Source organism: Micromonospora vulcania, from assembly GCF_042658605.1.
Classification (GTDB): domain Bacteria; phylum Actinomycetota; class Actinomycetes; order Mycobacteriales; family Micromonosporaceae; genus Micromonospora; species Micromonospora vulcania.
Window position 1 is genome coordinate 1 of sequence record NZ_JBHSQS010000037.1, and the last position, 13,772, is coordinate 13,772.

14 protein-coding genes are annotated in these 13,772 nt (G+C 73.2%); 10 read left to right on the top strand and 4 right to left on the bottom strand.

The window, feature by feature from the left end; translation table 11 throughout:
• Positions 1-155: 155 nt before the first annotated feature.
• The 3 genes from ACFQGL_RS30395 to ACFQGL_RS30405 all read right to left on the bottom strand — a co-directional run bounded on the left by ACFQGL_RS30395 (position 156) and on the right by ACFQGL_RS30405 (position 2,753).
• Positions 156-1,502, bottom strand: a complete 1,347-nt coding sequence (locus ACFQGL_RS30395; protein ID WP_377516077.1) for an FAD-dependent oxidoreductase — start codon at positions 1,500-1,502, stop codon at positions 156-158.
• 13 nt (positions 1,503-1,515) lie between these two features.
• Positions 1,516-1,863 (bottom strand): TcmI family type II polyketide cyclase, encoded by a 348-nt coding sequence (locus ACFQGL_RS30400; protein WP_377516078.1) that lies wholly within the window; start codon positions 1,861-1,863, stop codon positions 1,516-1,518.
• Between the two features lie 92 nt (positions 1,864-1,955).
• Positions 1,956-2,753 carry an AfsR/SARP family transcriptional regulator gene (locus ACFQGL_RS30405; protein WP_377516079.1) on the bottom strand — a complete coding sequence of 266 codons (798 nt, stop codon included), beginning with the start codon at positions 2,751-2,753 and terminating at the stop codon, positions 1,956-1,958.
• 448 nt (positions 2,754-3,201) lie between these two features.
• Here ACFQGL_RS30405 and ACFQGL_RS30410 point away from each other — a divergent pair, with 448 nt between their 5' ends.
• The 10 genes from ACFQGL_RS30410 (at position 3,202) to ACFQGL_RS30455 (ending at position 13,151) form a co-directional block, all read left to right on the top strand.
• The gene (locus ACFQGL_RS30410) at positions 3,202-3,540 is read left to right on the top strand and encodes a TcmI family type II polyketide cyclase (protein WP_377516080.1); all 339 of its coding nucleotides are present in this window, start codon (positions 3,202-3,204) and stop codon (positions 3,538-3,540) included.
• Positions 3,537-5,309, top strand: a complete 1,773-nt coding sequence (locus tag ACFQGL_RS30415) for an acetyl-CoA carboxylase carboxyltransferase subunit alpha (protein WP_377516081.1) — start codon at positions 3,537-3,539, stop codon at positions 5,307-5,309. Before ACFQGL_RS30410 ends, ACFQGL_RS30415 begins: the two co-directional genes overlap by 4 nt.
• Positions 5,306-5,938 carry an acetyl-CoA carboxylase biotin carboxyl carrier protein gene (locus ACFQGL_RS30420; protein ID WP_377516082.1) on the top strand — a complete coding sequence of 211 codons (633 nt, stop codon included), beginning with the start codon at positions 5,306-5,308 and terminating at the stop codon, positions 5,936-5,938. The genes ACFQGL_RS30415 and ACFQGL_RS30420 overlap by 4 nt, the downstream gene beginning before the upstream one ends.
• A gap of 19 nt (positions 5,939-5,957) precedes the next feature.
• A complete protein-coding gene (locus tag ACFQGL_RS30425) occupies positions 5,958-7,400 on the top strand; it encodes an acetyl-CoA carboxylase biotin carboxylase subunit (protein WP_377516083.1) in 1,443 nt (480 codons plus the stop codon).
• Positions 7,397-8,152: an SRPBCC family protein gene (locus ACFQGL_RS30430; RefSeq protein ID WP_377516084.1), complete on the top strand. Its 756-nt coding sequence runs from the start codon at positions 7,397-7,399 to the stop codon at positions 8,150-8,152. The genes ACFQGL_RS30425 and ACFQGL_RS30430 overlap by 4 nt, the downstream gene beginning before the upstream one ends.
• A complete protein-coding gene (locus ACFQGL_RS30435; RefSeq protein WP_377516085.1) occupies positions 8,145-8,549 on the top strand; it encodes a cupin domain-containing protein in 405 nt (134 codons plus the stop codon). The genes ACFQGL_RS30430 and ACFQGL_RS30435 overlap by 8 nt, the downstream gene beginning before the upstream one ends.
• Positions 8,546-9,820: a beta-ketoacyl-[acyl-carrier-protein] synthase family protein gene (locus ACFQGL_RS30440; protein WP_377516086.1), complete on the top strand. Its 1,275-nt coding sequence runs from the start codon at positions 8,546-8,548 to the stop codon at positions 9,818-9,820. Before ACFQGL_RS30435 ends, ACFQGL_RS30440 begins: the two co-directional genes overlap by 4 nt.
• Positions 9,817-11,064, top strand: coding sequence for a beta-ketoacyl synthase N-terminal-like domain-containing protein (locus tag ACFQGL_RS30445; protein WP_377516087.1), 1,248 nt, complete (start codon positions 9,817-9,819; stop codon positions 11,062-11,064). The genes ACFQGL_RS30440 and ACFQGL_RS30445 overlap by 4 nt, the downstream gene beginning before the upstream one ends.
• Positions 11,061-11,423 (top strand): antibiotic biosynthesis monooxygenase family protein, encoded by a 363-nt coding sequence (locus ACFQGL_RS30450; protein ID WP_377516088.1) that lies wholly within the window; start codon positions 11,061-11,063, stop codon positions 11,421-11,423. The genes ACFQGL_RS30445 and ACFQGL_RS30450 overlap by 4 nt, the downstream gene beginning before the upstream one ends.
• A 378-nt stretch (positions 11,424-11,801) precedes the next feature.
• Positions 11,802-13,151, top strand: a complete 1,350-nt coding sequence (locus ACFQGL_RS30455) for a class I adenylate-forming enzyme family protein (RefSeq protein ID WP_377516089.1) — start codon at positions 11,802-11,804, stop codon at positions 13,149-13,151.
• Here the strand turns inward: ACFQGL_RS30455 and ACFQGL_RS30460 are convergent.
• A complete protein-coding gene (locus ACFQGL_RS30460; protein ID WP_377516090.1) occupies positions 13,079-13,765 on the bottom strand; it encodes a 4'-phosphopantetheinyl transferase family protein in 687 nt (228 codons plus the stop codon). The genes ACFQGL_RS30455 and ACFQGL_RS30460 overlap by 73 nt on opposite strands.
• Positions 13,766-13,772 lie beyond the last annotated feature (7 nt).

Sequence of the window (13,772 nt, forward strand, 5' to 3'; positions counted from 1 at the left end):
CGCTGTGCAGCGAGATCCACTAGCAGCGATATGCCCTAGATCGACGGGGGAGAGGGGAGGGGTGGCGGCGGGTTACCACGTGTCCTGGTTGGCGGTGTACGTGACTGGACCCGGGTCCGGCGAACGCCGCCGGGCCCGGGTCGGTTGGACTGGGATCAGTCCTGGTCGCCCTCGTAGGTGTGGAAGTCGTCGACGAACTTGCGGCGTAGCCGGGGTACCCGGCTGGTCACCCCGAAGTAGCCGCGCGCTCCGAGTAACGCGAGCCGGCCCACCACCGGCCGGTACATCCGGTCATCGCCGCTGGTGCCGCTGCGGTTCAGCGACTCGGTGACCCGCGCGAAGCCGTACGGCAGCATCGCCGCCTCGTAGTCGGCGACCGCGTCGAGCAGCGTCTTGTCGCCGGCGACCGCCCGAGTGAGGTGCTGGCAGAGCAGGCGGGCGTCGCGCAGCGCGGTGTTCGCGCCCACCCCGCGGCCCGGGGTCATGGTGTGGATGGCGTCGCCGAGCAGGGTGACCGTGCTGCTCTTCCAGGGCGGCACCGTCTCGGAGGTGGCCACCTTGATCGGCAGGGCGCTGCCCGGATCGCCGCGACTGAGCAGCTCCCGCAGGTGGGGATGCCAGTTCGGGGTGAGATCCAGGGCGAGCTGGATCAGCTCCTCGCCCCGACGCCGCATGACGTCGGCGGGGAAGCGGCGGGCCGTACTCCAGATGATCAGGTTGATGTTGTCGGTCGTGGTGTCGTGGCTCAGGCCGGGCCAACCGCGCAGGACCGCGGCGTCGGCGTCATCGACACCGGGTTTGATCACCCGCTCGGCGTCCCACTTGAACTCCATCACGTGCAGCACGCCCATCATCCCGCCGGTACCGAAGATCAGCGAGATGCCCTGTCGTACCCGCTCCGGAACGAGGTCCCGGGTGTACGCGGTGAGCGGGATCCGGGTGGCGATGTTGATGGTGCCGGCGTCGCGGATGACCGCGTGCGGCAGGTACTGCTGGCGGACCGCCGAGTGCGTGCCGTCGGCGGCCACCAGCAGGTCTCCGGTGGCGGTGCTGCCGTCGGCGAAGTACGCGGTGACGGTGCGGTCGTCGCGTTGGTCGTACCGGACGAAGGTCTTGTCGAAGTGCACCACGTCGGTCAGGCCGGTCAGCAGCACCTGGCGCAGCGTCATCCGGGCCACCGAGTGCTCGGTGTGCACCGGGTCGGCGTCCGGCCGCAGCTCGAACGAGGCGGCCTCGCTCAACTTCTGGGTGACCACGTTGAAGTAGCGCGGTGGCCGGGCACAGGTGGCCAGGAACGTGGCGAACAGGCCCGGCGGCAGGCAGTCCCGCAGTGCCCGGCTACCGGTCGGGCCGATGCCCACCCGGTAGCCGAGCAGCCCTTCGGCACGGTGGCGGTGCCGCTCGTAGACGGCGACGCTGATCCCGGCCCGGCGCAGCCCCTGCGCCAGGCACAGCCCGCCGGTGCCGGCGCCGATGATCAGAACGTGCGGCGGGTTGGGCACGTCGGTCGTCCGCTCAGCCGGCCGGGTGCGCGGCGGGCGCCTCGGCGGCGTCCCACCGGTAGAAGCATCCGGCGATCGCGTCCCGGGGGGAACGCCAGGTCGGCAGGTACGGCGAGGTGTGCGCCGACAGCCGCTCGTTGACCTGCTGGAAGAGCGGGTGGTTGCGGGCCGCGGCGAGGGCGTCCGGTTCGACGTCCGAGGTCTCCATCAGGTGTACGCACAGGTCGTGCAGGCAGTACAGCGACCGGTGCGTGACGCCGGTCAGACCGGGTAGTTCGGTACCGTCGGACTCGGCGAAGATCTGCGCGACCCGCCCCTCCGCGCCCGGGATGATCCGACTGACAATCAGTAGACGACTCATGGGACCCCTTTCGCCGGTGGCGTCCCCGGCCCGTGCGCCGGCGGCCACTGCTCCTGTACGCCCACCGTGCCGCAGGGCCTGTCACATCACCGTCACGTACGCCGACCGGCCGGTGACGGACGGCCGACGGCGGCCTCCCGGCTGGCCTCGCGGATCGGCGCGAGCGTGTCGTTGAGCAGGGCGCTCATCGCCGGGCTGGGCTCCACACGCAGTTCCCGACGCAGCAGGTCGCGGTAGACGTAGAAGGCGTGCACGGCCTCGAAGGCGTTGCCCTCGGCGAGGTGGATGCGTACCACCAGCCGGTGTGGCGTCTCGCGCAGCGGCTCGGCGGCCATCGCCTCCAGGGCGGCTTCCAGCGCCTCGCCGTGCCGCCCGGCGACCAGGTGCTGCCCGGCCACCCGCTCCAGCATGTGCAGGCGCAGTTGGCGCAGCCGTTCCCGGTCCAGCAGCACCCAGTCGTCGTACCAGCCGGGCAGCAGGTCGTGCCGGCCGGCGGCGAGCGCCCCGGCGGCGATCCGCGGGTCGTCGCCGTCCCGGACCCGGGCCGCCGTGCCGACCAGGTCGTCCACGTCGAGCCCGACCCCCGGGCCCAGCCGCACGGTGTCGCCGGCGACGGTCATCGGGCAGCACGGGTCTTGTCGCAGCCGCCACAGCGCGGTACGCAGCGACGACAGCGCCCGTTCCTCCGGCGCGTCGGGCCAGAGCAGCCCGGCCAACTGGCTGCGGGTGGCATCGGGGCGCAGCCCGATCAGCGCGATCACCCGTTGCAGCCCGCGCGGCACCACGACCGGCGCCGGGCCGTGCAGCAGCCGGAAGCCGCCGAGCAGGTGCAACGAGACGCCGGTCTCGGGTGGATCTCCGGCGGTCGGCACGGACGGATCAGCGGCCACGGCGGTACCCCCTGCGGAACACTCGTCCCGACTGTCTGCTGTGTCCCGGATCGGCGGCCCGTGACGCCACCGTCGACCCGCGCCGGTGGGGGTCGACAGTGGCTGCCGGGGCGCGGCCCCGTCTGCCGGGGCCGCCGGGCTGACCACGCTGAAGATTATCAATAGCAGTCACGTTGAGTCAACGGTGGACATCGGCACGCTCTCGGCGTCGACCGACCATGAGATCGGTTCTGAACTGCCAAAACTCATTTCCTGACCGTCGTGATTATCGGCGAACGCATAGCTGATGCACAGGTTGCGTCAACGCAGCGTCACCATCCAGCGTTGCAGGCGGGGTCGGCACGGTGACGCCGCCGTGACGACGACTGACGCATCGTGTCGGCAGTCGTCCAGCGTGTCCGGAGGTCACCCGCCGCCGGCCGGGACGCCGTGTGGGGGAGGCACAGCCATGGACCGATCGCTGATCGTCGCGAAGGTGGTCCCGACCGCCGAGGAGCGGGTCGCCGAGATCTTCGCCGAGTCGGACGCGACGGAGCTGCCGCGCCTGGTCGGGGTCCGGCACCGCTCGCTGTACCGACTGCACGACCTCTACGTGCACCTGCTGGAGACCGAACAACCGGCGCAGGGAGCGGTGGAGGCCGCCCGCGGCCATCCCGAGTTCATCCGGGTCAGTGACCGGCTGCGGCCGTACGTGTCGCCGTACCTGCCGACCTGGCGCTCACCGCGCGACGCCATGGCGCAGTGCTTCTACCGGTTCGACGCCGAGCCCGCCGGGCGACGGTCGTGACGGCCACCGCGCCGCGCGAGGAGCAGCTCTGGTCCCGCTGTGCCGGCTGCGCGAGCCTGCTCTACCGCAAACGGCTGCGGCGCAACCTGGACGTCTGCCCGGAGTGCGGCGCGCACTCCCGACTCGCCGCGCCGGAACGCCTGCGCCAACTCGTCGACGAGGGATCGCTGTGTCTGCTGCCGGACAGCCTGCCCGAGGCGGATCCGATCGGCTTCGTCGACGTGCTGCCGTACCCGCACCGGCTCACCGCCGCCCGGGCGGCCACCGGGCTGACCGAGGCGGTCGTCTGTGCCACCGCCACCATTGGCGGGCACCCGGCCGTACTGGCGGTGATGGACTTTCGCTTCCTCGGCGGCAGCCTGGGCTGCGCGGTGGGTGAGCTGATCACGCTGGCCGCCGAGCGGGCGCTGGACGACCACACCCCGCTCATCCTGGTCACCGCCTCCGGCGGCGCCCGGATGCAGGAGGGCGCGCTGTCGTTGATGCAGATGGCCACGGTCAGCCAGGCCATCGCAGGGCTTCGCGAGGCGGGTCTGCTCACCGTCAGCGTGCTCACCGATCCGACCTACGGCGGGGTCGCGGCGTCGTTCGCCACGAACACCGACCTGGTCCTTGCCGAGAGTGGCACCCGGATGGGTTTCGCCGGCCCCCGGGTGATCCGTCAGGTCACCGGCCGGGCGTTGCCCGACGGCTTCCAGACCGCCGAGTTCCTGCTTCGACACGGTCAGGTGGACATGGTGGTGCAGCGCCGGTCGCTGCGCGGGCGATTGGTTGCCCTGCTCGCCGCGACCCGCGCCGACCGCCCGGCCCGTCCGCCCGTACCCCGGCAGGAGTCGGCGCCGCGCCGCGAGCCTCCGGCCGGCGACGGCCCGGACGTGGTGCGGTCGGCGGACGGCCCCGACCCGCTCGGCGAGCGGTCGGCCGTTCGGGCCGGCGCCGCCGACCTGGCGGCGCCCGACCCGTGGGACACCGTACGGACCGCCCGGCACCCCGGACGACCGACCACACTCGACTATCTGGACTCGGTCTTCGACGGGTTCGTCGAGCTGCACGGCGACCGGCTCGGCGGGGACTGCCCGGCCGTGGTCGGCGGCGTGGCCCGGTTGGACGGCCGGCACGTGATGGTGATCGGCCACCAGAAGGGGCACACCACGGCGGAACTGGTCGCCCACAACTTCGGCATGGCCAGCCCGGCCGGGCACCGCAAGGCGCTGCGGCTGATGCGCCTCGCCGCCCGGCTCGGCCTGCCGGTGGTGACCCTGGTCGACACCCCCGGCGCCGACCCGGGGGTGAGCGCCGAGGAGCAGGGCCAGGCCGCGGCCATCGCGGAGAACATCCTCACCCTCACCGTGCTGCCCACCCCGGTGCTCGCGGTGATCACCGGCGAGGGCGGCAGCGGTGGCGCGCTGGCCCTGGCGGTCGCCGACCGGGTGCTGATGCTCCAGCACGCCGTCTACTCGGTGATCAGCCCGGAGGGCTGCGCGGCCATCCTGTGGCCGGACCGGTCCGCCGCGCCGCAGGCGGCCCGGGCTCTGCGACTGACCGCGCCCGACCTGCGCCGACTCGGTGTGGTCGACGAGATCGTGCCGGAGCCGGCGACGGCCGCGCACGAGGACCCGACCGAGACCGCCCGCCGGCTCCGCGCCGCGCTGCTGGCCAACCTGCTGCCGCTGCTGGACGTGCCGCCCGCGACGCTGGTGCGCCGTCGCCGCCAGCGGTTCCGCCGGTTCGGCTCGGCACGTGTCGGTGCCCGGGCCGGTGCCCGATGACCGCCGGGCCGGTCGGCGACCGGACGATGACCGACGCCGGGACGCCCGCCGGGCACGACGGTGCCCGCCTGCACCACACCCCCGGGGTACGCCTCGACGCGGACCGTCCGCCGGACGCCGCCACTGCCGCCACTGCCGCTGCTGCCGCTGCTGCTGCCGAGGAGGTGCTGGCTGGGCTGCGCCGGCAGGCGCGCGAGCTGATCGCCGAGCTCACCGGGCCGGTGCGCCGGATCCGGCTGCGCAGCGGGCCGACCGTGCTGGAGGTGGAGTGGTACCCGGTTGCGCCGCCAGCGGGGCCGTCACCGGCGGTGGCCACACCGCCGTCCGATGGCCGTCCGACGCCCACCAACGGTGTGCCGACGACGCTGATCCGGCCGTCGGTGCCCGGGCGAACCACGGTCCGGGCGCCGATCGTCGGCACGTTCTACCGGGCGCCGGAGCCCGGTGCCGCACCGTTCGTCGCGGTCGGCGACCTGGTCCGTCCCGGTCAGCCGGTCGCCATCGTGGAGGCGATGAAGCTGATGAACGAGGTGGTCGCCGACCGCGCTGGCCGGGTGGTCGCGGTACTCGTCGACGACGGCCAACCGGTGGAGTTCGACCAGCCGCTGGTCGAACTGGATTCGGCCTGACGAATTGGGTGGGAGACCCATGTTCGAGACCGTGCTCATCGCCAACCGTGGCGAGATCGCGCTGCGGGTGCTCCGGGCCTGCCGGGAACTCGGCGTACGGACGGCGGTGGTCTACTCCGCCGCGGACGCCGACTCGGCGGCCGTACGCCTCGCCGACCAGGCGGTCCGGATCGGGCCGGCGTCGAGCCGGCGCAGCTACCTCAACGCCGCCGCCATCGTGGAGGCGGCCCGACAGGTCGGCGCACAGGCCGTGCACCCCGGCTACGGCTTCCTCTCCGAGGACGCCGACTTCGCCGAGATCTGCGCGGACAACGGGCTGGTCTTCATCGGGCCGCCGCCCGCGGTGATGGCCGCGCTGGCCGACAAGTCGTCGGCCCGGGCCCTGATGAGCCGCGCCGGCCTGCCGCTGCCGGCGGGCAGCGTCGAGGCGGTGCCGACCGCCGCAGCTGCGGCCGAGGTGGCCGACGCCATCGGCTATCCGGTGATGGTGAAGGCCGCCGCCGGGGGCGGCGGTCGGGGGATGACCGTGGTGCACACCCCGGGCGACCTGGCCCGGGCGTACGCGCGCACCCGGGCCGCCGCACAGGCCGCCTTCGGTGACGACCGGGTGTACGTCGAGCGGTACCTCACCGAGGCCCGGCACGTCGAGGTGCAGGTGCTCTGCGACAGCCACGGCAACGGCGTGCACCTGGGCACCCGGGACTGCTCGGTGCAGCGCCGGCACCAGAAGCTGGTCGAGGAGGCGCCCGCGCCGGCGCTGCCGGCGGCCAACCTTGACGCCATCGCGGAAACCGCCCTGCGGGGCGCGCTGGAGGTCGGCTTCGTCGGCGCCGGCACGCTGGAGTTCCTGGTCGACGCCGAGGAGCGGTTCCACTTCCTGGAGATCAACTGCCGGATCCAGGTGGAGCATCCGGTCACCGAGATGGTCACCGGGATCGACCTGGTGCACGAGCAGCTGCACATCGCCGCCGGGGTGCCGCTGCGCTGGCGGCAGGAGGAGATCCGTCTGCACGGCGTCGCCGTGGAGTGCCGGGTCAACACCGAGGACCCGGAGCGTGGCTTCGCCCCGACCCCCGGTCGGCTGGAGCGGTTCGTGCCGCCCGGTGGCCCGTTCACCCGGGTGGACACCCACGCGTACACCGGCTACGTGGTCGGCCCCTGGTACGACTCGCTGCTGGCCAAGGTCGCGGTCTGGGCGCCCGACCGGGAGCTGGCGCTCAACCGGCTGGAACGCGCCCTGGAGGAGTTCGACATCGCCGGGCCGGGCGTGCGCACCACCATCCCGTTCGTCCGGCGGGTGCTCGACGACGCCCAGTTCCGCAAGGGCCGCTACACGACCGGCCTGGTCGACCGCCTGCTCGCCGCGCCCGGCCCGGTGCCCGCGCAGCGGTCGACGGTCACCCCCGTACCGCGTACCGCGCCCGTCGCGGCGCCCGACGAAACCCACAGGAGGACCCGATGACCGTCACCCATGGTCGCCCGTTGACCGCCGAGATCACCGACATCCTGGTGGCGCACTGCGGGCTGGACGCCGACGCGGCGTCCCGGGCGCCCGCCGCGTCGCTGGAGGAGCTTGGCATGGACTCGCTCGCCCTGCTCGAGCTCTCCGCCGTCGTGGCGGACCGGTGGCAGGTGCAGATACCGGAGCAGGCCGGGCAGCTGAGCATCTCGGCGGTGGCCGACCTGGTCGGCCGCCGCGCCGACCCGCCCGGGCACACCGAGAACAGCGTGTTCGTCGACGCGCCGCTGACCCTGGTCTGGAAGATCACCAACGACGTGGCGAACTGGACCGAGCTGTTCACCGAGTACGCCGTGGTGGAGATCCTGCACCGCGACGGGCACACCGTGAGGTTCCGCCTCACCATGTACCCCGACGAGAACGGGGTGGCCTGGAGCTGGGTCAGTGAACGCACCGCCGACCCGGTCAGCCGGCAGGTCCGGGCGCACCGGGTGGAGACCGGGCCCTTCGAGTACATGCGCATCCACTGGCGCTACACCGAGGAGGCCGGCGGCACCCGGATGACCTGGGTGCAGGACTTCGCGATGAAGCCGACCGCGCCGGTGGACAACGCCGCGATGACCGAGCGGATCAATACCAACAGCGTCATCCAGCTCGGGGTGATCAAGGACCGGGTGGAGCGGGCCGCCCGGCAGTACGCCGACCAGGGCCGTCCGACGGCCGACGACCAGTCGACGGAGGCCGGCGATGAGTGACCTGAGCACCCGCCCGATCGCCGCCGCGGACGTACCGGCCGACCGGCGGCGCGGCGGTGAGCTGCGCGTCCTGCTCGGCCCGCGCACCGTCGGCAGCACCTCGGGCTTCCTCGGGGTGGCCACGCTCGCGCCGGGGGAGCGGATCGCCGAGCACTACCACCCGTACAGCGAGGAGTTTCTCTATCTGACCCGCGGCGCCATCACCGTCGACCTCGACGACCAGGCGACGCTGCTGGCCGCCGGCGAGGCGCTGTTCGTGCCGGTGAACGTGCGGCACCGGCTGCGCAACACCGGCGTCGAACCGGCCGAGGTGGTCTTCCACCTGGGTCCGCTGGCCCCGCGCCCGGAGTTGGGACACGTCGACACCGAGCTGGTCGAGCAGCGGGGCGGGTCATGACCGGACGCCGCACGGTGGTGACCGGCATCGGGGTGGTCGCCCCCGGCGGCGCCAGCCGGGACCGCTTCTGGAAGGCGATCACCGAGGGGCGTACGGCCACCCGGCGGATCAGCTTCTTCGACCCGTCGGCGTTCCGTTCGCAGATCGCCGCCGAATGCGACTTCGACCCGATCGCCGCGGGACTCACCGAGGCCGAGCGACGCCGGGCCGACCGGTACGTGCAGTTCGCGCTGGCCTGCTCCGTCGAGGCGGTCGCGGACGCCGGGCTGGTACTCACCGACGCCGAACGGGACCGGGCCGGGGTGGTGCTCGGCACCGCCGTCGGCGGCACGATGGCCCTGGAACAGGAGTACGTGACGGTCAGCGAGCACGGCCGGCGCTGGCTGGTCGACGCCGCGACCGGAGGCCCGTACCTCTATCAGGCACTGGTGCCCAGCAGCCTCGCCGCCGACGTGGCCTGCCGGCACGGGCTGCACGGCCCGGCGCAGGTGGTCTCCACCGGCTGCACCTCCGGCATCGACGCCATCGGGTACGCCCACCAGATGATCGTGGACGGTGAGGCCGACGTGATGCTGGCCGGCGCGGCCGACTCGCCGATATCGCCGGTCACCGTCGCCTCGTTCGACGCGATCAAGGCGACCAGCCCGGACAACGACGATCCGGCGCACGCGTCCCGTCCGTTCGACGCCGACCGGCACGGCTTCGTGCTGGCCGAGGGCGGGGCGGTACTCGTGCTGGAGGAGGCCGAGCACGCCCGGCGGCGCGGCGCGCACGTCTACTGCGAGGTGGCCGGTTACGCCAGCCGCAGCAACGGCTACCACATGACCGGGCTGCGGCCGGACGGGCTGGAGATGGGCCTGGCCGTCACCGACGCGCTCAAGCAGGGGCGGATCGGCCCCGACCAGGTCTCCTACATCAGCGCGCACGGCTCGGGCACCCGACAGAACGACCGGCACGAGACCGCGGCGTTCAAGCGGGCGTTGGGGCAGGCCGCGTACCGGGTGCCGATCAGTTCGATCAAGTCGATGGTCGGGCACTCGCTCGGCGCGATCGGCTCGATCGAGATGGCCGCCTGCGCCCTCGCCATCGAGTTCGGCGTGGTGCCACCCACGGCCAACTGGACCACCCGGGACCCGGAGTGCGACCTGGACTACGTGCCGAACGAGGCGCGGGAGGTCCCGGTGGACGTGGCCCTGTCGGTGGGCAGCGGATTCGGTGGCTTCCAGTCGGCCATGGTGTTCCGCCGACTGTCCGGGGCGGTGCCGGCGTGACGGCCCGGGCCGTGGTGACCGGCATCGGCGTGGTCGCACCCAGCGGCATCGGCGTGGACGCGCACTGGCGTACCGTGCTGGCCGGCACCCGGCGGACCGGGCCGATCACGCTCTTCGACCCGGCCGGCTACCCGACCCGCTTCGGCGGGGAGGTGCCCGACTTCGCGGCCGACGGGTACGCCGACAGTCGGCAGTTGGTGCAGACCGACCGGTGGACACACCTCGGTTTCGCTGCCACGCGGCTCGCGCTGGCCGACGCCGGGCTGCCCGAGCGGGCACCCGACCCGTACGGCTACGCGATGACCCTGGCCAGCTCGTCCGGCGGCAACCTGTTCGGCCAGCGGGAGCTGCAACGGCTCTGGGGCGGTACGTCGCGCACGGTCGGGGCATACCAGTCGATCGCCTGGTTCTACGCGGCCAGCGTCGGGCAGCTCTCCATCCACCACCAGTTCAAGGGCCCCAGCGGCGTGCTGGTCGCGGAGGCCGCCGGTGGGCTGGACAGCCTGGCGCACGCCGCCCGCGCGGTACGCCGAGGCACCCCGGTGGTGATCGCCGGGGCCACCGAGTGCCCGCTGAGCCCGTACGCGCTGGCCTGCCAGTTGCGCTCCGGGCTGCTCAGCGACGTGTCCGATCCGGAGCGGGCCTACCGCCCGTTCGACCGCTCGGCCAGTGGCTACCTGCCGGCCGAGGGGGGCGCGGTGTTCGTGGTCGAGGAGTTGGGGCACGCGCTGTCCCGAGGCGCCCGGATCTACGGTGAGGTCAGCGGTTGGGGTGCCACGCACGACGCGGCGCACACCACGGCGGACAGCGCCGGCGACCCGGTGCAGTACGCCCGGGCGATGCGGCTGGCCCTGGACCGGGCCGGTGTCGCGGCGGCGTCGATCGACGTGGTGCTCCCGGATGCCCTCGGGGTGCCCCGCTACGACCGCAGCGAGGCCGAGGCTCTGCGCGCCGTGTTCGCCGACCGGCCGCCCCCGGTGACCACGCAGAAGTCGTTGACCGGGCGCGCGTACCAGGGTGGTTCGGCGTTGGACGCGGCCACCGCGCTGCTCGCCTTCGCGCACGACACGCTGCCCGCGTCCGCCGGCCCGGACGACGTGGCGCAGGGGTGCGAGCTGGATTTCCTACGCGAGCACCGCCGGCCGCGCAGTCGGTTCGCGCTGGTCTGCGCGCGGGGCTTCGACGGTTTCAACAGCGCGCTGGTCCTGCGGGGGGCCGCGCCGGTGAGGGGAGTGACGCCATGAGTGAGCAGCGGGCCCGGGTGGTCTTTCTGGTACGGGTGCCGGTTTCCCGCACCGACGAGTTCCTCGCCGCGTACGAGGCGGTCCGGCACCTGGTCGCCGGCGGGGTGCCGGGGCACCTGGTCGACCAGGTCTGCCGGTCGTCGACCGACCCGGAGCAGTGGCTGATCACCAGCGAGTGGGCGAGCCTGGCCGACTTCGAGAGCTGGGAGCGCAGTCCCGAACACCGGGATCTGGTGCGCCCGATGCGGGAGTGCTTCACCGACGCCCGCTCGCTGCGCTTCCACATCCACGCCGAGACACCCACGCCGACCCCCGTCCTAGCGCCGATGCCCGCGACGGCACCGGCGCCGCGAGGCTGAGCGCGCTCGATCCTGGAAATAGTGGCCTCGCCTGCGGGCGCAGGCCACTATTTCGTGGAACGAGCACGATCGGCCACCACCGCGCGAGCCGCCATCGGCCGTCCGGCTGGGGTCGCACACCGTACGCACGATGAGTCATCCGACGGTGACGCTATGCCGGCTTACCCGCCTGATACTGCCTGTCGAACGGACTGTCGGCAATCCGGCCGGCCGCCCTTTCTGATCTAGCCATTTGCATCTAGCTATGCCCCGGTGGGAGTCGTAAGGTTCCCCGCAGCACCCCGACAGGCGTACGCGATGGGCAGATTTGCCCTCTTTGATGCTGGGCGGTGAACGGCAGTGGCGGCAGAAAATCCTACGGCGACAGACCCCGGATGGGTGGACGAAGTCCTGTTCGCGGGACGCCCAGCCGACGTTTGTCTCCGGCTGCCCGAGCCGATCGACCGGTCCACACTGCACCGGCTCGTCACCGCCGCGCAGGACCGGCTCGTCGCGGCCGGGCTGCGTCCCGGGGGCGCCGCCGCGCTGCGGCTGCCGCCGTCACTGGCGTACGTGGTGAACCTCCTCGCCACCTGGCGTGCCGGGGCACAGGCGATCCTGCTCGACCACCGGCTGACCGATCACGAGGTGGACCGCGCGCTGGTCCGGCTCACCCCGCAGGTGGTCGTCGCGCCGCTGCGCACCGGCGGTGGGGCGCTGCGGATCTTCGTCGACGTCACCGAGAGCGTCACCCGGTACGCCGACCGCCCGGCCGTCAGCGGCCACGCCGTGATCCAGCTCAGCTCCGGCTCCACCGGACCGTCCAAGGTGATCGGCCGTACCGCCGCCGACCTGGTCGCCGAGGTGCACCGCTACACCCGGATCGACGGGGTGGCGCTGCCCGGCGAGCGGATCATCCTGCTGCCCTCGATGGTGCACGTGCTCGGCCTGGTCGGTGGTCTGCTCTACGGCCTGCACGCCGGTGTCGAACTGGTCCCACCGGAGCGACTCAGCGGCGACGCCGTGCTGGCCTCCATCGCCGCCGGCACGACGCCGGCCACCGTGCTGGGTGTGCCGTTCCACATCGGACTGCTGGCCTCCACCCGGCCCACCGGGCCGCTGCCGCAACTCAAGCGGATGACCACCGGTGGTGAGCTGGTGCCCGCCGCGGTGGCCCGGGCGTTCACCGACCGGTACGGCGTACCGCTGGGCAACATGTACGGGATGACCGAGGTCGGGGTGATCGGCACCGACCTGTACGGGCGGCACCGGCCCTCGATCAGCCCGGCGCCGGGCATCGAGGTCCGCGAGGCCGACGGTGAGCTGTGGGTCTCCTGCCCAGCCTCGCCGTACGTCGGGCTGAGCGACCCGACCCGCTGGTCGGACGGCTGGTTGCACACCCGGGACGCCGGCACCGTCGACGCCGAGACGGGTCTGGTCACCGTACGCGGCCGGCTCGACTCGCAGGTCTCGGTGGGCGGGATGAAGGTCGACCTGACCGAGGTCGAGTCGACGGTCGCCGAGCTGCCCGGGGTGGCCACCGCCGTGGTCGTCTGGGACGACGGCATCACCGCCTACGTCCAGCCGGACGGGCCGCTGTCCGAGGAGGTGCTGGACAAGCTGCTCGCCGAGCGGCTGGCCGGCTACAAGCGCCCCCGGGTGCTGCACCTGCTCGATCAGCTGCCCCGCACCACCACCGGCAAGCTGGTCCGCTCGGTGGACGCGTTGCGGTCGGCGGCGACGCCGTGACCGGCCCGCTGCACCAGCTCGACCTCGACCCGCGTGGCGGCGTGCACCGCGACCGCCAGGACGAGATCCTCGCCCAGCTCCGGGTGGCCGACCCACAGGGTCCCGCTGCCGGGCACCGGCCGCAGTGCCAGCCCGGGGCCGAGCGGCGGGGGCATCCGCCGGAGCAGCCCGCCATCGCGCAGCCCCCGGCCGAGTGCCTTGCCGACCGCCTCCTTGGCGGTCCACAGGCGAAGGAAGTCCACCTCCCGGTCGGTCTCGGGACGGCCGGTCAGCCAGGCCAGCTCGGCCGGCCCGAACCAGCGGCGGGCCAGCGCGAGCGCGGGCAGCCGACGGATGTGTTCCACGTCCACACCGACCGGGCCGGCCCGGCGGGCGGCGACCACCACGATCCCGCCGGTACGGCTGACGCTGACCGGCAGCTCGATCGACCCGTCGACCCGGACCACCGGGCTGCCGTCGGGGCGATGCGCCACCACCAGCTCCGCCTCCACGCGGCCGAGCAGCGCGGCACCCGCCTGCCGCAGCAGCCGCCCAGCCGGAACCGGCCGACCGCCGGCAGCCCGGTCGACCCACACGTGCACGGTGTCCCGATCGGACGCCGTCAGCTGGCCCACCCAGAGA

Coding starts and splice junctions, on each gene's coding strand:
- ACFQGL_RS30400 (WP_377516078.1), bottom strand. CDS start 1,863: ATGAGTCGTCTACTGATTGTCAGTCGGATCATCCCGGGCGCGGAGGGG.
- ACFQGL_RS30410 (WP_377516080.1), top strand. CDS start 3,202: ATGGACCGATCGCTGATCGTCGCGAAGGTGGTCCCGACCGCCGAGGAG.
- ACFQGL_RS30420 (WP_377516082.1), top strand. CDS start 5,306: ATGACCGCCGGGCCGGTCGGCGACCGGACGATGACCGACGCCGGGACG.
- ACFQGL_RS30425 (WP_377516083.1), top strand. CDS start 5,958: ATGTTCGAGACCGTGCTCATCGCCAACCGTGGCGAGATCGCGCTGCGG.
- ACFQGL_RS30430 (WP_377516084.1), top strand. CDS start 7,397: ATGACCGTCACCCATGGTCGCCCGTTGACCGCCGAGATCACCGACATC.
- ACFQGL_RS30435 (WP_377516085.1), top strand. CDS start 8,145: ATGAGTGACCTGAGCACCCGCCCGATCGCCGCCGCGGACGTACCGGCC.
- ACFQGL_RS30440 (WP_377516086.1), top strand. CDS start 8,546: ATGACCGGACGCCGCACGGTGGTGACCGGCATCGGGGTGGTCGCCCCC.
- ACFQGL_RS30450 (WP_377516088.1), top strand. CDS start 11,061: ATGAGTGAGCAGCGGGCCCGGGTGGTCTTTCTGGTACGGGTGCCGGTT.